Here is a 19,350-nt window from a genome sequence, read left to right as displayed (position 1 = left end):
GGGTTGGGGCGTTTCCTCCCACCCATCGGGAAGGCTTTCGGCGGCGCGAAAAACACCTAATCTGAACCGGTACGAATATAATGATGAGGGTAGATTCGTGATCGTTGTCGACCCGGTGACTCAGGAAATCATCGAAGGCAAGCTGGCCGCCACTGTCGACGAGATGGGCGTGGTGATGGCCCGTACCTCGATGAGCCCCGTTATTTATGAAGTGCTGGACTTTGCCTGTGGCCTGCTCACGCCCAATGGCGAGCTTGTGGCGCAGATGAACGGCATCACCTTGTTCACCGGCACCTTCGGCACCCAGGTCAAATCGCTGCTCGCACTTTATGGCGACGATCTCGAAGACGGCGATATCCTGCTCACGAACGATCCGTACTCAGGCGGTACGCATGCCTGCGATTTCGCCATCGTCAAGCCGATTTTCTTCGACGGCCGTATCATGGCTTATGCCATCAACGTTGCTCACTATCTCGATGTCGGCGGCTCCGTCCCCGGCTCGCTTGCGCCAAATGCCATCTCCGTTTTTCAGGAGGGATTGAGGCTGCCGGGCGTCAAGGTCGTGCACAACGATCGCTTCTCGGGCGAGGTCCTGCGCATCATCCGTGAAAATGTTCGCCTGCCGGATATCGCCATTGGCGATCTTACTGCACAGGTGGCCACCGTTCGCGTCGCCGCGCGGCGGATGGGCGAGCTTTGCCGCAAATATGGTATCGACATCGTCGAGGCCGCATTTAACCATCTGCTTGCGACCAGCGAGAAGCAGGCGCGCGCCGCCATCGCCGCCTTGCCGGATGGCATCTACCAGGCACAGGACATCATCGACGGCGATGGCGTCACCACAGATCCGATCGTGGTGAACGTTGCCATCACGATCGCCGGGGATCGACTGACCGCTGATTTCACCGGCTGCCCGCCAGCGGTGCAGGGGCCGATCAATTGTGCCGCCGGGGCTTTGCAATCGGCGGTGCGCACCATATTCAAGGCGTTGGTGGCGCCACAGGCACCATCCAACGAAGGATGGTTTCGGCCGCTTACCGTGATTGCACAGCAAGGATCCGTTTTCACCGCCGAAAAGCCTTCTCCGACGGGCTGGTACTATGAGGGTTCGGTCCATGCGTCCGAGCTGGTTTGGAAAGCGCTTGCCAAGCTTATGCCGGAACGGTTCTCGGCCGGGTCCTATACGAGTCTCTGTGTCGTCTATATCTCGGGCAAGGATGCTGCCGGCCAACCCTTCATCCATATCGAGCCGCAGCATGGCGGCTGGGGCGCAAGCAAGGATGCGGATGGCGCGAATGCCCTGATCGCGCTTACGGATGGCGACACCTACAACTATTCGGTCGAGGTGATCGAAGCGCGATTCCCGCTGATTGTTCGCCGCTATGCGCTCAATGTCGAGGGCGGTTCGGGTGCCGGTCGCCGGCGCGGCGGTTTCGGGGTTATCCGCGATTACGAGATTCTCGAGGATGGGGCTTCGGCCTATTGCAGTTTCGGGCGGACTGAAACTGCTCCCTGGGGGATTGAAGGGGGGAAGTCCGGAACGCTCAACCTGCTGCAGGTGGAAGATTCCGCCGGTCGGGTGACGAGCTTTGGTCGCGAGCCGCACATCGCGCTGAAGCGCGGTGATCTCGTGCGCATCATTACCGGCGGCGGAGGAGGATGGGGCGAGGCGCGTGCGCGCGAGGCCGAGCATGTCCGCCGCGATGTTGAAGATGGCTATATTTCGGAGGAGACGGCGCGGACGCTTTATGGACTGGAAGAGAGGATGACGGGATGATCAGGCTAGCGACGGATGTGGGCGGTACGTTTACCGACCTCGTCGGCTACGACGAGCGTACCGGTGAGGTTTTTACCGCCAAGAGCCTGACGACAGTTCATGACCAATCCGCAGGCGTACTTTCGGCCATCGAGCTTGCGGAAGAGAAAGACGGTCTTTCGACGCGCGACGTCATCTTCTTTGCACATGGTGGGACGACCGTTATCAACGCGATCACCGAGCGCAAGGGCGTCACGACGGCGCTCGTCACGACAGCAGGGTTCCGCGACGTACTCGAAATCGGTCGCGGCAATCGCCCCGATCTCTATAATCTCCAGTTCAAGAGCCCTGAGCCTTTCGTGCCACGCAGTCTCCGTTTCGAGGTCCGCGAGCGTATGGACGCCAGGGGTCGCGTTCTGACACCCATCGAACTTGCCGATATCGACGAGATCATCCGGGAGTGCCGGGCACGCAATGTCGAGGCCGTGGCCGTCGTCTTCCTCCATAGTTACGTCAATCCCGAGCACGAAGTTGCCTGTGCAAAGGCGCTCGCCGAAGCCCTCCCTGACGTTACGGTCTGCGCCAGCCATCAGGTTTCGCGGCAATGGCGCGAATATGAGCGTTCGAACACCGCTGTGCTGAACGCCTATGTGCAGCCGATTATCAAGCGCTATTTTGCGCGTCTCGAGAGCGCGCTCATGGAGCGCGACCTGACCTGCCCTTACTACGCGATGCAGTCCAACGGCGGCATTTCGACGTTCGACCAGGCGCAGATGAGCCCGCTGACTTTGGTCGAGTCCGGTCCTGCCGGCGGCGTTGCCGGTGCGGCGCGTATCGGTGCGCTGCTCGGTCAATCGGAAGTGCTGTCGCTCGATGTCGGCGGCACGACTGCGAAATGCTCGCTGATCCATGACAGCAGCCCAACGCTCGACAGCGAATACAAGCTCGAACATACCCGCATCGCTCCCGGTTATCCTGTGCAGGTGCCTGTGGTTGATATTGTCGAAATCGGGGCCGGCGGCGGTTCCATCGCCCGCATCGACGAACGCGGCGCGCTTCGCGTCGGGCCTGAAAGCGCCGGTTCGACGCCCGGGCCTGCCTGTTATGGACGCGGCGGCAGCAAGCCAACGCTCTCGGATGCTTTGCTGACCCTTGGTATTTTCGATCCCGCCAGCTTTGCCGGCGGCCAGATGCAGCTCGACAAGAGCAAGGCTGTGGCGGCGATCGCAACCGTCGCAGATCCGCTTGGACTATCCGTTGAGGATGCAGCACTTGCCATCGTCGAGATTGCCCATGCATCCATGATCAATGCGCTGAAGCTCGTGACCGTTCAGCGTGGCCACGACCCGCGCGACGCGGCTTTCGTGATTTCCGGTGGCGCCGGGCCTGCTCTTGCCGCGCGTCTCGGCCGCGATCTCGGCGTGAAGACGACGGTCGTGCCGCTGCATCCCGGCATCTTCTCGGCCTGGGGGATGTTGGCTGCCGAGCCGCGTGCCGATTTCCGCGGCACCTGGTTCTCCGCCCTCATGCCGGAGGCCGTCAGCGATCTGAAAGGCCGATTCGACGAATTGAAGCGCGAAGCAATTACCTATTTTGCCAAGGGCAATGGTGCCGACATTCATTATGCCTGCCGTGTGGAAGCCCGGTATCAGGGTCAGGAGCACGGCGTCTTTGCGCGCTTCGAGCTTGAGGACGATGTCGAGAGCTTTGCCGAGCGCTTTCATGCGGTCCATGAGCGGGCTTACGCATTTTGCCTGCGGGCCTCGCCGATCGAGATCACCATGATTCATCTCGAAGCGATCTTGCACGGGCCGGTCATAGCCATACCGAAATTGTCCTCTGCCAATCGGTCTCTGGATGTGGCTTCGAAGGGCAGCCGCGAAGTTTATTTTGGTGGCGAGGCGGGTTGGCTATCATGCCCGGTCTACGAGCGTGCAAAACTGCCTCCCCTGAAGGGTATTGCCGGTCCGCTCATCATCGAGGAGGCAACGGCGACGTCGTTGGTCGTTGCCGGGCAGGAGCTCGAAGTAACCGAAGAGGGTCTGCTGCTTATTCGTGAATCAGGTGGGAGAGACATCTGATATGGCGATAGCGATCGGCCTCGACCATATCGTCAGAAGCTATGGGCCTGTGCGGGCGGTGGATGATGTGACGCTCGATATAAGGGCGGGGGAGTTTTTCACTCTTCTCGGCTCCTCGGGTTGTGGCAAGAGTTCGCTTTTGAAGCTCATCGGCGGCTTTGATAAGCCCACGGCGGGTCGGGTGCAGTTCGACGGCAAGGATATGGCCGGCGTTGCGGCCAATCGCCGGCCGGTCAATACCGTTTTCCAGTCGCTCGGGCTCTTCCCGCATATGAACGTCGCTCAGAACGTTGGCTACGGATTGAAGTTGCGGGGTCTCTCCAGCGGCTCATTGAAGGCGAAGGTTGAGGACGCGCTCGAACTCGTCGAGCTTTCCGGCTTTGCCGAGCGCGATGTCAATATTCTCTCCGGCGGTCAGCGCCAGCGTGTCGCGCTCGCTCGGGCGCTCGTCATGGAGCCGGGCATCCTTCTGCTTGACGAACCCTTGACCGGTTTGGACGAGCGGCTGCGCCAGCAGATGCGTGACGAATTCGGGCGGCTCCACAAACGCACGGGAGCGACCTTCATTCTGGTCACTCACAATCAGGACGAGGCGCTTAGCCTGTCCGATCGTATGGCTGTTATGCACAAAGGACGCATCGAGCAAACCGATGTGCCGGCACGTTTTTTCGATGCGCCAGCCAATGCTTTCGTCGCCCGTTTCGTCGGCATCGATACGCTCCTGAAGCCCGAAAGTGTCGCGGCGTCCGCTCACACCGCCGTTGCGACAATTGCCGGCCAACGGGTGACGGCAACCTTTTCGGGGGCCACACCGCCATCGGACGCTCTCGTCGCCATCCGTCCCGATCGGATGGAACTCGTGCCAGGTGGTGAAGATGCGGCAGAAATAATTGAACTTAAGGTTGTCGAAAGCATCTATCGCGGATTGAGCCACAACGTTACGCTTGCTTTTGCCGACAGCCAGCGTGTGGTGTTGACGACTAGCGCGGATGCAACTCCGCCCTCGCCGGGCGAAAACGTGCGCGTGTATCTGAAGCCGGGTGCTGCGCTCTTGATTGATCGTTCCGGAATGCGGCCCCTGGCTGGAGCCGACGAATAGAATCCGATTAGCCGATACAAGCAAAAATGAGGGAAGGGAATGACACGATGAACAAGCACAATGATCTCGTCTCCTCTGCCTTGAGGAGCAATATACAGCGTCGCGACATGCTGAAGCTTATGGGGGCGGGGGCGGCCGCTCTTTCTGTGGGCGGGCTTGGGGCAACGCGCGCAATGGCCGATGATGCGACGGTTGCGTTCTGGGCAACGGCGACCCTCGATATCGGCGAGAAATGGCAGGAATTTGCGCGCCAGAGTGGCGTTTCGCCGGAATTCACCGATAATGGTAACGATGTCGGTCCGGTCGTCGCTCGTCTGGCTGCCGGCAACGCCAATGACCTTTTTGACGTCGGCGGCTTCCAAGGCGGTGCCGAGCGCGAACTGGCCAAACAAGGGCTGATTGCGCCTTGGGATGTCTCGAAGATTCCGAACTTTGGCGGCATCTGGCCGTGGGCCAAGGATATACCGACCTTGACCTACGAAGGTAAGCAATACGGCATTCCGACTGTCGTTAACGCCGATTCTATCATCTATCGCCCTGACAAGCTCGGCAAGGTCGACAGCTACGGCGTCATCTTCGATCCAAAGCTCAAGGGCCGCGTTGCGATGGAAGATGCCTGGATCAACAGCGCCATCTTCACCGCCATCTATCTCAAGGGCGCCGAGAACCAGCCGATCAAGGATCCAGGCAATCTTTCCGAGTCCGAACTTGGCCTCGTCATGGAGTTCCTGATCAAGCACAAGAAGGACGGCCAGTTCCGTACCTTCTGGAATGGTTGGGAGCAGGGCGTTCAGCTTGTCGCCAACGAAGAAGTCGACGCCATGACCGGCTGGGAGCCGATCGTTTATGAAGGCCGCAAGCGCGGGCTTCAGGTTGAGTACGCTGCTCCTGTCGAAGGCTATGAGGGCTGGGGCAACAATACGGTGCTGCTCAAGGGCGCTGCCGAGCGCGGCAAGGCAGATGCGGCCCACAAGTTTGTCGATGCTCTGCTTGCCGGTCTTTATGGCTGCGAACTTGGCAAGGCGCGGGGTTATCTTGTGCCGACCGACAACAATCTCGCCTATGCCAAGGCTCATCCGGATGAATACAAGGCCGACGACGTCACCAAGCTCGCCGACCATGTGAAGGCGAAGTTCTCCGGCAAAGTCTATTGGCAGAATTGCCGCCCGGACAACTTCCAACTCTACGAAGAATGGTGGCAGAAGCTGCGCAACGCCTGATGTGACGGGATGGAGCGGGCTGGCTCGTTTGTCCAAGGACAGGCCGGCCCCGCGCCGATGGGATCAACGCCGAGAGGAAAGGAACGAGACAATGAAGACATCAGTCCTGTTGATGACTGTTCCGCTTGCAGCGATCCTCCTGCTTGGCTTCGCGCCGTTGGTTCTCGTCGTGGTCTGGAGCTTCTGCGCCTGGGATCCTGCGACTTATTGGATCAAGCCCGAACTCAGTTTCGCTGCCTATGGCGCGATCCTGGAGGCAGGGCGCTGGAGCGTCTTTCTGTCCACACTCGGAAAGGCGTTTCTAACAGCGGGCGTTTGTCTCATCATCGCCTATCCCACCGCCTATGCGATGTACTTCCTTGCGGGGCGTCGGCTGTCGGTTCTGCTTGCGGCGCTTCTGACGATCCCGTTCTTCACCTCCTATCTCATTCGCTCGTTCTCCTGGCGATTGTTGCTTGGGCGCACCGGCGTGATCAACGCGCTGCTTCAGCAGGCTGGTATCACGGATGCGCCGCTAGACTGGCTGCTGTTCAGCGATTTCGCCGTAATCGTCGGGCTTGTCGCCTCCTACCTGCCGTTTGCAACCTTCCCGGTGCTGCTCTCCATGCGCCGCGTGGATCCTATCGCGCTCGCGGCATCGCGGGATCTCGGCGCCGGCTTCTGGACCATGGTGCGCACCGTTTTGCTGCCCTTGACCTATTCCGGTGTCTTCGCAGGGTTTCTGTTTGTCTTCGTCATGGTTGCGGGCTCTTCGACGGAGGTGCAGATGCTCGGGGGTGCCGGTGCGTCGATTGTGTCGGTGATGATCAACGACGTCATGCGGGTCGCGAACTTCCCGCTGGCCTTCGCGATTTCGACCTTGATGCTCGCGATAGTCTTCGGACTCGTGCTGCTCGGCGACGCGGTATTTGGGCTCTCCTCCCTGTTCGAGGACCGTAGCCAATGATCGTCAGGGAAGGAACGAGCCCACGTATCATCATCTGGGCACTGACAATTTTCGGTCTGGTGGCGATCTATGCGCCGCCGCTCTATCTGCTCGGCGTCTCGTTCAATCCTTCGCTGCAGCCGGGTCTACCGCATTTTTCGGACCTGACCCTGAAATGGTACATGGCGCTCGGAGGAGAAAACGCGCTTGTTGCCGCTCTCGTCCAGTCGCTCATTATTGCTCTTGCTACTGCCGTCATCGCGACGGCGCTGTCGCTCGGTGCCGCCTTGGCTTATCGAGAGCTTCAACGCGGCCGAAGCATATGGTTCCTGACCGTCCTGTTGCCGATGTTCGTACCAGGTGTCATTCAGGGCTTGGCGCTTTCAACCGTTATCAGTCGCATCGGCGTGAAGGCTTCGGCTCTGACTGTCATTGCCGGTCATCTGCTATGGGCAATGCCCTTCGCCTTCATCGTGATCCTCACGAGTTTTGCGGCCGTAAAACGAACCTATCTGATGGCGGCGGATGATCTTGGCGCCAGCCGGTTCCGGCAATTCTATGACATCACGTTGCCGCTCATCCGCCCGGGTCTGATCAGCGCCTTCATTTTTTCGTTCCTGCTGTCGCTCAATGAGTTCACGCGGGCATTCTACCTGGCGGGGCGGCAGAACACGTTGCCGGTGGTGCTGTTCGGCAAGATGAACGCCGGTGCCTCGCCGACGATCTATGCGATGTCGGGCGCAATCTTTCTTTTTTCCAGCGTTTGCGTGGTGGCCGTGGCCCTGCGCGCGCTGCTCACGCAACGCCGAGTGAGATGATCGATATGCAGTTACGAACGACGAGCCGCAAATTCCGTCCGCCCCTAATCCTCGATGAACGGGAGTACAGAGGATGAAACAGGAATCCAAGCTGATGACGTTGATCCGTGCCGGAAAACGACAGGAGGCATTCGATATGGTCGAACGCTTGAAGTCGGCCGCGCAACTGCTGCCCACGGCGGTCAAGGTGGGTCGAACGGGTGCTGTCTCCTACTACAAGGGCAATCATCGCTTTGTGCGGAATACGCAGGGCGGCTGGGATCTGGTGCCGAAGAAGAAATAGATTCTTTGGTGCACATGATGGTCTGCGTGTTGTTCCAACACCCGTGACCGATCACCTGCCTTGCTGGCGGGACCAGTCCGCAACCGAAGTCCCTTAGCGCGTTTCCGCTTTTTTTCGAGAGAGAGGTGGCCTCCATCCTCCCGATTCCTCTCTCTTTCTGGCAGTGGGTCGGCGCTCCTTGCCAGCTTCAATTTCTCTGCGGTCGAATGGTTGGGTAACATTTCCCAGCATCCCACCATCAACAATAGGCCGGACTGCACCAAGGCGATGAGTTGAGCGCTGGCGGTCGCTTCTCAGTCGGCTGCTAGGCATTGAGTGATGCATGATTGTGTAAGATAGTGATGCAATCAATGCGATTAAATTCCTTGATTGCTTCAATAGAAAAGTCTTTCGATCAATTTACCGAAGATACTGCGATAGCGGCAATTTACATCAACTTTTACCAATCAAACCTGTATGATTTAGTTATATAAACATTAGAAAATAGTATATTTAGAAATATAAAATTAACGACCGCAATCTAAGGTTTTCCGTGATCGTCATCGTCACGGATGAACGTTGATTGAGGGAGATAGAATCATGACACGCGCTTCTGATTTCAGGAGGGCCGAGGGGGGCGCAGCCGCCGTCGAATTTGCACTTATCGCGCCGCTTTTCCTCCTCATGCTTCTCACTTTTATTGCTTTCGCCATCTATCTAACCGCGGCCCACTCGCTGCAGCAGCTTACGGCCGATGCCGCGCGGACGGCGATCGCGGGCATTTCTGCGGATGAGCGGACGCAGCTCGTTCAGGACTTCGTCAATCGCTCGACGATCAACGATGCATTTCTGACGAAGGACAAGCTCACCGTCACGGTTGCGACCGATCCGGCCAATGCCAACCAGTTTACGGTCAGCGCCAGCTACGACGCATCAGCCCTTCCGATCTGGAATCTCTATACATTCGCGATGCCGGATCAGACGATCCGTCGCTATTCTACCATCAGGATCGGGGGAATGTAATGAATGAGCTTCTCAGGCGTCTTGCCTTCTGCCGCGACAGGCGAGGGAATGTTGCGATCACCACTGCGCTCATCTCGCCCCTGATCCTCTACTGCCTTGGCCTGGGTATCGACTACGGCATGATGACCCTGCAACAGCAACGCCTTCAGCAGCTCAGCGATATCGGTGCGATCACGGCAGCTTCCAATATTGCGAACGCCAATACCGCGCTTTTGAACAATCTCCAGTCGAACGGAACGACGGCAGCGCTTGCGGCGGGCAGCAGCTATCTGACTTCCAACGGTACCATCACGGCGAGTGCGGCCAATTCGGGCCAGTATGAAACGCTCGCCAACATGGTTCTCGGAACCTACACCGCGGATGCGACGATTGCCCCTCAGAACCGCTTTTCTTCCTCGGGGAGTTCTCCCTATGACGCTGTAAAGGTGACGCTCACGCAAAAAGCCGTGATGCCCTTTGCGTCGTCCTTCGCCGACTCGCCGACACTTAGCGCTACCGGTACCGCAGCGAGCGATACAGTGGCGGCATTTTCCATCGGATCGCGGCTTGCGAGCCTCAATGGCGGCATCCTCAATCAGCTGTTGGGATCCCTTCTTGGAACGCAGATATCCCTCAAGCTCGTCGACTACCAATCGCTGGTCGGGGCGAAGGTCAACCTACTGAGCTTCCTCAACCTGCTGGCAACCGATCTCAATCTTACGGCGGGGAGCTACAACGATCTTTTGGCAACCAGCGTTCCCTACGACAAGGTTCTGGGTACGCTCGGTAAGATGACGAGCCTCTCGCCTGCTGTTGTTAGCATCGTCAACGGCCTCGGCAAGTCACTCGGCACCACCAAGCTTACCCTCAAACTCGAGGATATCCTGAACCTCGGTCCCGAGGGCAAGAATATCATCGGCACTGGTCCGAACCTGAACTCCAATATCAGCCTGATGAGCTTTCTGTCTTTGACTGCGATGGCGGCCAACCAGCAAAAGCAGATCGCCGTCGACCTGGGAGTTGCACTGCCCGATCTTGCGACGGCCAAATTGACGTTGGCGATCGGCGAAATGGCAAAGCAAACGCCGTCCGCGGCCGTGGGCGCACCAGGCACCACTGTTCGTACGCCGCAGGTGCGGGCTGCCATCGAGGTTTCGGTTACCGGCTTGTCCTTGATCGCCGGATTGAAGCTCAGAGTGCCGCTCTATGTCGAGCTTGCCCCCGCCGAAGCTCGGCTGGCATCCATTACCTGCGTCGGCGGTAACATGCCGAATGCCGTGGTTGGAATTGATGCCGTGCCGGGTATCGCCGAGATCGCGTTGGGCGATGTTGATACTTCGGCCTTCGTGAACTTCGGCACGAAGCCACGCGTCACTCAGGCTGCCATCATCGATTCCCTACTGCTGAGAATTCTTGCAAGCGCGCAAATCGATATAGCCAACATGAGCCCGACGCGGCTGACCTTCCAGCCCTCGGAGATTTCCGCCGGTACCGTCAAGACGGTTTCGACCAAGGATGTCACGACCTCCCTGGTCACGTCTCTCTTGAAGAACGCCAATATCAGCATACAGCTGCTGATCATCACCATCGGAACGCCGAGCGGCGTGCTGTCGTCGCTCGCCGACACGCTTTCCCTCGTCACCGCGCCCGTCGACCAGCTTCTCTACAATCTTCTCGGGCTTCTCGGCATCGGTATCGGACAGGCCGACATACAGGTCACCGATGCGCGATGCATGCAGCCGGTGCTGGTACAATAACGGCCGAGATTAAAGACGCACGGCTAATCTGCGCTAGCTCCGCCGGAACCATGGCGGGCGAGCAACCCGTGAGACGATGTCGCCTCCGCATCCCTGTCCTCAAACGGGAGGCGGAAGCCGGCCTGGAGATTGCCGATCTAGCTTCGCGCAAGGTCTGGTTGCGATTGTGCGCGCCGGGGCTAATGTTGGTGAATTGCGCGCTGTGGGGGCGATCCATGATTTCAACCTATCTCGGCTACGTGACTGCGACAAAGGATATGGCGTCGACGCTTGCGCGCATCGCCAAGCAGGCCACTGTCAAAAGCGATCAACAGTATTATGATACTCACATCGGCAAGATCAAAAATGTCGATGAATTCCTCGCGGATCACAAGCTCTACAGCTATGCGATGAAGGCCTATGGCCTTGAGGATATGACCTATGCCAAAGCTTTCATGAAGAAGGTGCTGACGAGCGATCTCAGCAATGGCACGAGCTTTGCGAACAAGCTGACCGATAATCGCTACCGGCAATTTGCGGCCGCGTTCAATTTCACTGCCAATTCCACCAAGCCAACGGCTCAAAGCGACGCGCAGAAGAATGATACGATCGGCCTTTACGAGCGCTCCTTCGCCAATGAAACGACGTTGGCCAAGAAGGAAAGCGCATTTTACAGCAAGTGGATCGACCAGGTGACGAATGTCGATGACATCGTCAACAACACCAGGATGCGGGAATACCTTCTGACCGCTCACGGCCTCGATGCGACCCACATTTCGAAGAGCTTTCTGAAGTCTGTCCTGACGAGCGATGTCAATGATCCCAACAGCTTCGTCAATACAGCAAGCAATTTCGCGTCGGGCTCCGCCCAGGCAACATACAAGCTTATCGCATCGGAATTCGGCTTTAAGCCGGATGGCACACTCTCCGGTGCCAGTGCCCAGACTGCCGCGCAGAAAGAGGCGCTGATATCGCGTTACGACAACACGGTGCCGACCCTGATCCTCTCGGCCTCGGCCACCAGCAATGACGACTATTATCGACAGCACATCGGCAATGTCCGATCGGCTGATGACCTCACCGGCGATAACAGGCTGTTCTCCTATATCAAGACGGCGTTCGGGCTCAGCCAGAAGATCACGGCGAAGCAGTTTAATCTGGCGGTTTCCGACAAAATCTATGCCTCCGTCATGGGAATGGGCGAGATGATCGCCGCGTTCAAGTTCTCACCGGACGGATCGCTTCCAGCCGGCGAACCACCACAGACAGCCGATAGCATCAAGGCGACGTCTGAGAAGTACATGGTGCACTACACGGATAATCGGCAGACCTTGTTCAAGGACGCCGAAGCCAACTACAAGACGCGGGTCGGCAAGATAAAGACGATCGCTGACTTCTTTGCCGCCAACGAGAGCAAGTACGCGGATCTTCCGACGCTGCAGGATATGGCGCTTCGAGCTTTCGGGATCGACAAGAGTGAGGTAACGAGAGAAAAGCTCAGGAAAGTACTGGAGAGCGACCCTTACGACAGCAAGAGCTACGTCTCAACCCTCAAAGATCCCAGATTCCTGGAGCTCGCAAAGGCGTTCAACTTCGACAGCAAGGGCAATCTGCGTTCGCCTGTCGAGGCCCTGCCGCTGGCCTCGATGAACAGCTTCATCTCATCCTATTCCAAGGTGAAAACCTTCGGATTGACCGGCCAGATGCGAGAAAAAGCCGTCAAGGACGTGAAGGACGACGCCAACGAGTTCATCAAGTCGATCGGAAAGGTCAAATCCGTGGACGATCTTCTGGCGGATAAGAAGCTGACGAATTTCATCCTTGTGGCCAACAACATCGACCCCAAGACGGTCGATAAAGCTACCCTTAAAAAGGCTTTTGCATCCGATCCCGAGGATGCGAAGGGCTTCTTGAATACGCCGGCCGGTCAGCAGTTCAAAACGATGGTGAGCGTCTTCAACTTCGATTCCAAGGGAAATCTAACGACGACCAAGATCGAGGCGAGCCAGAACAAGGGCGCGCGTCTTGCCACGGACACCCTCTATCTTCACCAGACGCTGGAATCTCAGCAGGGGGAATCGAACGATGGCGTCCGGCTTGCGCTTTATTTCCAACGGAAGGCGCCGCAGATCAATTCCGTCTACGATATCATGGCGGATCCCGCGCTCTACAACGTCATCAAGACCACATTTTCCTTGCCGTCTTCCATGTCCAATATGGATGTGACCCGGCAGGCTAAGATGCTGGAAAAGATGGTTTCGGTAAAGGATCTGCACGACGCAGGCAAGGTCAACAACCTCCTGAAGCGCTTTGCCGCGGTTTACGACGCGGCGAACGGCGTGAACACGAATTCACTCGCTTCGTCGATCCTGACTCGTGGCTCCGCTGGCGGCATAAGCGGTGACCTGATGCTGTCGATTGCTCAGCTCAAGTCGCGGTAGCGATATCAGCTTCATCCATTTAGGCGATTGGATCGGGCCGGCTCCATCCTGCGGGAGGAAGCCGGCTCGATCTCTTCACTTGGTAGTATAGCCGCCATTGACGAGGATGGTCTGGCCCGTCATCCACCAACCGTCGGAGACGAGGAAGCGGATATAGGGAACGATGTCATGGATGTCGGTGAGCCCGGTCTTCGTAAATTTCGAAAGTGCGGCGGCTCCCATGTGATAGGCCTGTGCGTCAGCGCTTTCCGCCGGATAGAAAAACGGTGTGTCCATCGGGCCGGGGCCGATCGCGGTTACCGAGATGCCGCGGTCGCCGAATTCCTTGGCGGCGGCACGAGTAAAGTGCTCGACCGGCGCTTTCGTACCGGCGTAGGCTGCATAGAAGGGCGTAAATGCCCCAAGCAATGAGGTGACGAGCGTGCAGACCTTGCCGTTGTCGTTGAGCGTCCTGCCGGCTTCTTTCAGGAAGAAAAATGCCGACTTAGCATTGACGGCGCTCATTTCGTCGTACTCTGTCTCCGAGATATCGACGATCGGCTTCTTCAGCACTTTGCCGACGGTGTTGATCGCAATGTCGGGCCGGCCAAAAGCGGCGGTGGCATCGGCAAACAGCTTTTCGACCGCGCCTGCGGTGGTGAGGTTAGCCTGAAAAGCTGCGGCTTCGGCGCCTGCTGCCTTGATTGCCGCCACGGTCGCATCGGCGTCGGCCTTCGCCGCCGCGCTGTTATAATGGACGGCAATGGCCTTTGCACCGTGAGCGGCAAGATCCCGGGCGATCAGGCCGCCCAGATTCTTGGCACCTCCGGCGATGATGACGGTCTTCCCCTTGATGGAATGGTCGGTCATGGATGAGCCTCCTTGGGCGATGCGGCAACACCGTGCTGCCGTTCATGAGGCCAATCTATCGTCTGGATTTCGCTGATAAAGCGGGCTAGTTTGACATCATCTGTCAGAATCCACGGACAATGGGTGGCTTTAGGCTTGGACCGGATCGACCTTTTCAGGATTTTCACCCGCGTCGTGGAATGCAGTAGTTTTACCCGCGCGGCCGACACTCTTGGCCTGCCCCGGTCCTCCGTGTCGGCAGCGGTTATTGAGCTGGAGGGCCGTATCGGTGCGCGGCTGCTCCACCGCAGCACACGCAAAGTATCGCCCACGCAGGATGGCACTGCCTTCTACGAGCGTTGCCTCAGGGTGATTGCCGACGTTGAGGAAACGGAAAACCTGTTTCGCCAGAGTGGCGCGAAACCCTCAGGCAAGCTGCGGGCCGATGTGCCGGGCCGGATTGGGCGGTTGATCATCGCTCCGGCGCTGCCGTCTTTCCTCGATCGGTTCCCGGATATCGAGATTGACCTCGGCATCACCGACCGCGCCGTCAATCTGGTCGAGGACAGCGTCGACTGCGTGCTGCGCGTCGGGCCGTTGAGCGACTCGGGCTTGATTGCGCGGCCGATCGGCCGGCTACCACTCATCAATGTCGCCAGTCCGGACTATCTTTCTCGCCACGGTATCCCGCTGAGGCCGGAAGATCTTACCCACCACTGGGCCGTCAACTACGCCTCGCCCTCGTCAGGGCGGATTGAGCCCTGGGAATGGATCCATGAAGGCTCGCTGCAGAGCGTACCAATGCGAGGCCGCGTCACAGTCAACAGCGCCGAAGCCTATATTGCCTGTTGCATCGCCGGTTTGGGGCTGATCCAGAACCCCGCCTATGATCTCCAGCAACATCTGCAGGCGGGTGAACTCGCGGAGGTCATGCCGGATTTTCGCGCAGAACCCTTGCAAATGACGCTGCTTTATCCGCACCGCCGGCATCTTTCGCTTCGTGTCCAGGTTTTTTCCGATTGGTTGCAAGCCCTGATGAGGGACGCGATCCTGGTCTAATCGACAGCACCTGAACACAAGGCTGCACACCCTAGGCGGGTTCAACGCCATGAGATGCGGCGGGGCTTGCGGCATCATTGTCGAGGGCGGCCGGCACCGGATGAAACCAGCGTACCGGCAGCCCATTTCAAACCATCGAACTAGGATTGGACACCTTCCGGCTCCATCCTTCCATATTGTTGCACCAGTCCCGCGAGCCGATCATGTGAGATCGCCCGGATGAGAAAACGGTCGTGAGGCGTGCCGCCCATGTCTTCGGCCGCGAGCATCGCATTGACCACGGCTTCTTCGACGCTGTCGACCGCTGCCATATAGACGGGGTCGAGCGGCTCGTCGTTAACGATTTGCAGGGGAAGGTGCCCGTCGGCCTTATGTGCCATAGGGTGCGCATTGGCGGTGGAGAAGGCCAGGAAGATGTCGCCCGAATTGTTGCCGCCCGGCGTGCCATTGCGGCCGATGCCTATAGCGGCGCGGCGCGCGAGACGTTTGAGCTGATGCGGAGCCAGCGGCAAGTCGGTAGCGATGACGACGATGATCGAGCCGCGCTCCTGAAGCTGGCTCTGCGGGGTGCCGTCTCGCATGTGCTTGCCGACCGGCACGCCTGCGATCGTTAGCCAGTCGCGCTGGCCGTGATTGGCCTGCACCAGCGTTCCGATCGTATAGGTCCGCCCGTCGAACTCGACAACGCGTGACGAGGTGCCCGTGCCGCCCTTGAAACCATAGGTGATCATGCCTGTGCCGCCGCCGCAATTGCCCTCCTGCACCGGGCCTGCCGCAACGTTGTCGAGGGCGGCGCGCACGTCAGCCTCGCTGACATGCATTCCATTGATGTCGTTCAACGCTCCGTCATAGGTTTCGGCGATGACAGGCATGATCCAGAGGAAATCGTCGGTCTGATAGGTCGAGGCGTAATGGTCGATCATCCACTTGATGGTAGCGTGGTGCGCCATGCCGACGCCATGGGTGTTGGTGATAACGACAGGTCCGAGGAAGTAGCCGCCGTCTTCAATCCAGTGCGTACCGGTCATTTCGCCATTGCCGTTGAAGCGGTGGACGCCGGCATAGACGGGAACCGGTGTTTCAGACCCCATGTGCGGCAGGATCGCGGTCACGCCGGTGCGCGTCGGCCGACCGCGGCCGGGGCGAGGCTCGTTCTCGATGATCGTTTGAAAGCCTACGCCTACGCCGGCCACATCCGTTATGGCATTGTTTGCGCCGGTGCGACCGGTAAAGGGCAGGCCTAGCTGGCGGCCGCGGGGTTTGCGGGTATTTGTTTTTGTTGTCATGTCATTTCTGCCGGGAGCGAAGATAAAGGCCAAGGGAGGCCACGAGGAAGGAGAAGGTCAGCATCATCACTGCGATCGCATTGATCTCTGGTTTGATGCCGCGACGGAGCATAGCGAAAATGAACATCGGCAAGGTCGTGACGTCGACACCGGCGATGAAGTAGGTGATCACCAGATCATCCATCGAGATGATGAAGGCAAGCAGCGCCCCGCCGAGGATGCCCGGCATGAGCTGTGGCAGCACCACGCGGCGGAACGTCATCCACTCGTTGGCGCCGAGATCGGCCGATGCATTTTCGAGCGTCCGATCCATGCCGGCCAGTCGTGCTGAGACGACGATGAAAACATAGGACGTCAGGAAGGTGCATTGACCGATGATGATCGTCATGAGCCCGAGTTTTATGCCGGCGCTGACGAAGAAGATGAGGAGTGCGATGCCAAGGACGATATCGGGCATCAGCATCGGCATGAACATGGCGACCTGGTAGAAGCGCTTGCCGAGGAAGTTGAACCGGTGCAGCGCGATCGCCATGGCCGTGCCAAGCACGGTCGAGATTGCTGTGGTGGAGATTGCGATCTTGAGACTATTGAAGACGGCGGCGATTAATTGATCGGTCGATTCTATGTAGAGCGCGCTTTCGGAAGAGGCTGTCTTGAAACCGAAGACTTGGGCGTACCAGTCCGTCGTGAAACCGCTCCAGCTCATCATGTTGACCGGGTTCGAATTGAACGAATAGACGGCGATCAGGACGAGCGGGATATAGATGAAGGCAAAGAACAGGATGGTGTAAAGCGCCAGACCGCCGTTGAAGAGGGTGCGTGCAATTTTCATGATCCCCTCCTCAGACCGTCAGTGCTGCGGTCGCATTGCGGCGGCCGGAGACGATGACATAGGCGACGAGCAGGACCAGCATGACGGCCATGACCATCATCGCGAGCGCCGAACCGAACGGCCAGTTGCGGGCGGAGAGGAACTGCGCCTCGATGAGATTGCCCAGCATCATGACCTTGGCCCCGCCAAGAACCGCCGGCACGACGAAATTGCCGAGAGCTGGGATGAAGACGATGATCGAACCGCCGATGATCCCTGGGGTCGTCAGCGGCACGATGATACGGAAGAAGGTGCGGATCGGGCCAGCCCCGAGATCGAGCGATGCCTGGATAAGCCTCCAATCGAGCTTTTCGATGCTGGCATAGACCGGCATGAACATGAATGGCACGAAGACATAGACCATGCCGAGGATGATCGCGCCGTCCGTGTAGATCATCTCCAGTGGTGCGGAGGTCACGCCCGTTGCCATCAGAGCATTGTTGATCAGGCCCGTCGGGCGCAGGATCATCACCCAGACGAAGAGCCGCACGATGAGGCTGGAAAAGAACGGCAAGGTGATCAGGAAGAGGCAAAAATTCTTCCATTTGTCCGGCAACTGGCTGACGTAGAAGGCGGCCGGGTAGCAGACGATCAGCGTCGCCGCCACAGTTACGGCGGCAATTCGGAGGGAACGCAAGAAGATGCCGATATAGACCGGATCATATTCCTCGAATTCCGGATTGGCGAAGCCGAGGATGCGGCCGAAATTGTCGGGATAGAATCCCCATTCGACGCCGCCATAGAGGCCTGGCGTCAGAAAGCTCGTTACCATCATGATGCCGAGGGGAACGATAAAAAAGATCAGCAGAAAGAGCGTGACCGGACCGAGCAGTAGCCCGAGCTGGAAACGCCGGCGTGCAGCAATCGTCATCAGGCTTCCCCTCTCGTGGCGATCAGGTGGACACTGTCGGGATCATAGTGCCAGCGCGCCGATTGGCCCGCGGCAAGCTGGCCGACCGCCACACGCTGGGCAGCTGGAACATGGGCCAGAAGCTTGCGGCCATCTGCCGTTCTTCCGAAGACTTCAAAGGACGAGCCGACATAGACGATCTGTTCCACGGTGACGTCGATGGCCGGGCAAGTGCTGGTAGAGGTGGCGAGGAAGAAATTCTCCGGGCGGATCAGCGCCACAGCCGGCTCCTTATCCGCAATTGCCGCATTCGGCGCGTGGCGGATCGCCGTACCTTCGCCGGTGACGAAATCCTGGCCGTCGCTGCGGCCTTCGAATAGGTTGCTCGCACCGATGAAGCTTGCGACGAATGTGTTGGCGGGGTGGTCGTAGATCTGCCGCGGCGAGTCGAGTTGCTGGATCCGGCCGCCGTTCAGCACGGCAACGCGGTCGGACATGGTCAGCGCTTCCTGCTGATCGTGCGTCACGAAGATGAAAGTGATGCCAAGTTCATGCTGCAGGTTCTTCAGCTCCAGCTGCATGGCTTCGCGCAGATGGCGATCGAGGGCTGAAAGCGGTTCGTCGAGTAGCAGCACCTTGGGACGTGCGACGATGGCACGGGCAAGGGCCACACGCTGTTGCTGGCCGCCCGACAATTGCCGCGGTAGCCGTCCTTCCATATCTTCGAGCCCGACCATCTTCAGCACGGCGCGAACCCGCTCGATCCGTTCGGCCTTGCCGACACCAACGGCTTCAAGCGCATAGCCTGTATTCTCGCCCACGCTCATGTGCGGGAAGAGCGCATAATTCTGGAAGACGGTGTTGACCGGACGGCGATAGGGAGGCCGGTCGGTCATGTCCTCTCCATCGATGACGATGCGCCCGGCATCAAGCTCGACGAAGCCGCTGATCGCCTGCAGCAACGTGGTCTTACCGCAACCAGATGGTCCCAGAAGTGTAATGAATTCGTTGCGGCCGATCTCCAGATCGATACCGTCAAGCGCCTTGACCTGCCGACCCTCAGGAGTCGAAAAGGCCTTTGCGGCTGAAGCCAGCCGCACGATTGCATCTCGCATG

The 19,350-nt window shown here is 58.6% G+C and carries 16 protein-coding genes; 11 read left to right on the top strand and 5 right to left on the bottom strand.

The features are described 5' to 3' along the window. Positions 1-97 precede the first annotated feature (97 nt). The 10 genes from QD461_RS08905 (at position 98) to QD461_RS08860 (ending at position 13,340) form a co-directional block, all read left to right on the top strand. Positions 98-1,777, top strand: coding sequence for a hydantoinase B/oxoprolinase family protein (locus tag QD461_RS08905; RefSeq protein ID WP_414087406.1), 1,680 nt, complete (start codon positions 98-100; stop codon positions 1,775-1,777). Continuing rightward, complete coding sequence (locus QD461_RS08900; protein ID WP_414087405.1) at positions 1,774-3,837, top strand: hydantoinase/oxoprolinase family protein; 2,064 nt, start codon at positions 1,774-1,776, stop codon at positions 3,835-3,837. Before QD461_RS08905 ends, QD461_RS08900 begins: the two co-directional genes overlap by 4 nt. A 1-nt stretch (position 3,838) precedes the next feature. Then, positions 3,839-4,936, top strand: a complete 1,098-nt coding sequence (locus tag QD461_RS08895; RefSeq protein ID WP_414087404.1) for an ABC transporter ATP-binding protein — start codon at positions 3,839-3,841, stop codon at positions 4,934-4,936. Between the two features lie 47 nt (positions 4,937-4,983). Continuing rightward, positions 4,984-6,156 (top strand): ABC transporter substrate-binding protein, encoded by a 1,173-nt coding sequence (locus QD461_RS08890; protein ID WP_414087403.1) that lies wholly within the window; start codon positions 4,984-4,986, stop codon positions 6,154-6,156. Positions 6,157-6,247: 91 nt separating this feature from the next. Then, the gene (locus QD461_RS08885; RefSeq protein ID WP_414087402.1) at positions 6,248-7,102 is read left to right on the top strand and encodes an ABC transporter permease; all 855 of its coding nucleotides are present in this window, start codon (positions 6,248-6,250) and stop codon (positions 7,100-7,102) included. Further along, positions 7,099-7,899 (top strand): ABC transporter permease, encoded by an 801-nt coding sequence (locus QD461_RS08880; RefSeq protein ID WP_414087401.1) that lies wholly within the window; start codon positions 7,099-7,101, stop codon positions 7,897-7,899. Before QD461_RS08885 ends, QD461_RS08880 begins: the two co-directional genes overlap by 4 nt. Positions 7,900-7,972: 73 nt before the next feature. Next, on the top strand, positions 7,973-8,182 hold the full coding sequence (locus QD461_RS08875; protein WP_414087400.1) for a hypothetical protein: 210 nt from the start codon (positions 7,973-7,975) through the stop codon (positions 8,180-8,182). A 579-nt stretch (positions 8,183-8,761) separates the two neighbouring features. Continuing rightward, positions 8,762-9,184, top strand: coding sequence for a TadE/TadG family type IV pilus assembly protein (locus tag QD461_RS08870; RefSeq protein ID WP_414087399.1), 423 nt, complete (start codon positions 8,762-8,764; stop codon positions 9,182-9,184). Continuing rightward, entirely contained in the window at positions 9,184-10,920 is a 1,737-nt protein-coding gene (locus tag QD461_RS08865; protein ID WP_414087398.1) for a pilus assembly protein TadG-related protein, read from the top strand. The genes QD461_RS08870 and QD461_RS08865 overlap by 1 nt, the downstream gene beginning before the upstream one ends. Positions 10,921-11,135: 215 nt before the next feature. Then, complete coding sequence (locus QD461_RS08860; protein ID WP_414087397.1) at positions 11,136-13,340, top strand: DUF1217 domain-containing protein; 2,205 nt, start codon at positions 11,136-11,138, stop codon at positions 13,338-13,340. A 75-nt stretch (positions 13,341-13,415) separates the two neighbouring features. Here QD461_RS08860 and QD461_RS08855 read toward each other — a convergent pair whose 3' ends face one another. Beyond that, a complete protein-coding gene (locus QD461_RS08855; RefSeq protein ID WP_414087396.1) occupies positions 13,416-14,189 on the bottom strand; it encodes an SDR family oxidoreductase in 774 nt (257 codons plus the stop codon). Between the two features lie 135 nt (positions 14,190-14,324). Here QD461_RS08855 and QD461_RS08850 point away from each other — a divergent pair, with 135 nt between their 5' ends. Next, a complete protein-coding gene (locus QD461_RS08850) occupies positions 14,325-15,227 on the top strand; it encodes a LysR family transcriptional regulator (RefSeq protein ID WP_414087395.1) in 903 nt (300 codons plus the stop codon). Between the two features lie 140 nt (positions 15,228-15,367). On the opposite strand, the gene QD461_RS08845 is transcribed toward QD461_RS08850, so the two are convergent. Genes QD461_RS08845 through QD461_RS08830 form a run of 4 tightly spaced genes read right to left on the bottom strand, consistent with a single transcriptional unit; the run spans position 15,368 to position 19,349 of the window. Beyond that, positions 15,368-16,513 (bottom strand): P1 family peptidase, encoded by a 1,146-nt coding sequence (locus tag QD461_RS08845; protein WP_414087394.1) that lies wholly within the window; start codon positions 16,511-16,513, stop codon positions 15,368-15,370. A gap of 1 nt (position 16,514) precedes the next feature. Beyond that, positions 16,515-17,345 (bottom strand): ABC transporter permease, encoded by an 831-nt coding sequence (locus tag QD461_RS08840; RefSeq protein ID WP_184703451.1) that lies wholly within the window; start codon positions 17,343-17,345, stop codon positions 16,515-16,517. A 10-nt stretch (positions 17,346-17,355) separates the two neighbouring features. Beyond that, a complete protein-coding gene (locus QD461_RS08835) occupies positions 17,356-18,255 on the bottom strand; it encodes an ABC transporter permease (protein ID WP_414087393.1) in 900 nt (299 codons plus the stop codon). Continuing rightward, positions 18,255-19,349 carry an ABC transporter ATP-binding protein gene (locus QD461_RS08830; protein WP_414087392.1) on the bottom strand — a complete coding sequence of 365 codons (1,095 nt, stop codon included), beginning with the start codon at positions 19,347-19,349 and terminating at the stop codon, positions 18,255-18,257. Before QD461_RS08830 ends, QD461_RS08835 begins: the two co-directional genes overlap by 1 nt. Position 19,350 lies beyond the last annotated feature (1 nt).

Origin of the sequence: Rhizobium sp. BR 314 (assembly GCF_047445805.1) — a bacterium.
Taxonomy (GTDB): Bacteria; Pseudomonadota; Alphaproteobacteria; order Rhizobiales; family Rhizobiaceae; genus Rhizobium; species Rhizobium lusitanum_B.
The sequence above is the reverse complement of the archived record's forward strand: the minus strand, read 5'-3'. Positions and strand labels throughout refer to the sequence as shown.

Coding starts and splice junctions, on each gene's coding strand:
- QD461_RS08875 (WP_414087400.1), top strand. CDS start 7,973: ATGAAACAGGAATCCAAGCTGATGACGTTGATCCGTGCCGGAAAACGA.
- QD461_RS08840 (WP_184703451.1), bottom strand. CDS start 17,345: ATGAAAATTGCACGCACCCTCTTCAACGGCGGTCTGGCGCTTTACACC.
- QD461_RS08870 (WP_414087399.1), top strand. CDS start 8,762: ATGACACGCGCTTCTGATTTCAGGAGGGCCGAGGGGGGCGCAGCCGCC.
- QD461_RS08900 (WP_414087405.1), top strand. CDS start 1,774: ATGATCAGGCTAGCGACGGATGTGGGCGGTACGTTTACCGACCTCGTC.
- QD461_RS08835 (WP_414087393.1), bottom strand. CDS start 18,255: ATGACGATTGCTGCACGCCGGCGTTTCCAGCTCGGGCTACTGCTCGGT.
- QD461_RS08895 (WP_414087404.1), top strand. CDS start 3,839: ATGGCGATAGCGATCGGCCTCGACCATATCGTCAGAAGCTATGGGCCT.
- QD461_RS08855 (WP_414087396.1), bottom strand. CDS start 14,189: ATGACCGACCATTCCATCAAGGGGAAGACCGTCATCATCGCCGGAGGT.
- QD461_RS08865 (WP_414087398.1), top strand. CDS start 9,184: ATGAATGAGCTTCTCAGGCGTCTTGCCTTCTGCCGCGACAGGCGAGGG.
- QD461_RS08830 (WP_414087392.1), bottom strand. CDS start 19,349: ATGCGAGATGCAATCGTGCGGCTGGCTTCAGCCGCAAAGGCCTTTTCG.
- QD461_RS08845 (WP_414087394.1), bottom strand. CDS start 16,513: ATGACAACAAAAACAAATACCCGCAAACCCCGCGGCCGCCAGCTAGGC.
- QD461_RS08890 (WP_414087403.1), top strand. CDS start 4,984: ATGAACAAGCACAATGATCTCGTCTCCTCTGCCTTGAGGAGCAATATA.
- QD461_RS08860 (WP_414087397.1), top strand. CDS start 11,136: ATGATTTCAACCTATCTCGGCTACGTGACTGCGACAAAGGATATGGCG.
- QD461_RS08885 (WP_414087402.1), top strand. CDS start 6,248: ATGAAGACATCAGTCCTGTTGATGACTGTTCCGCTTGCAGCGATCCTC.
- QD461_RS08880 (WP_414087401.1), top strand. CDS start 7,099: ATGATCGTCAGGGAAGGAACGAGCCCACGTATCATCATCTGGGCACTG.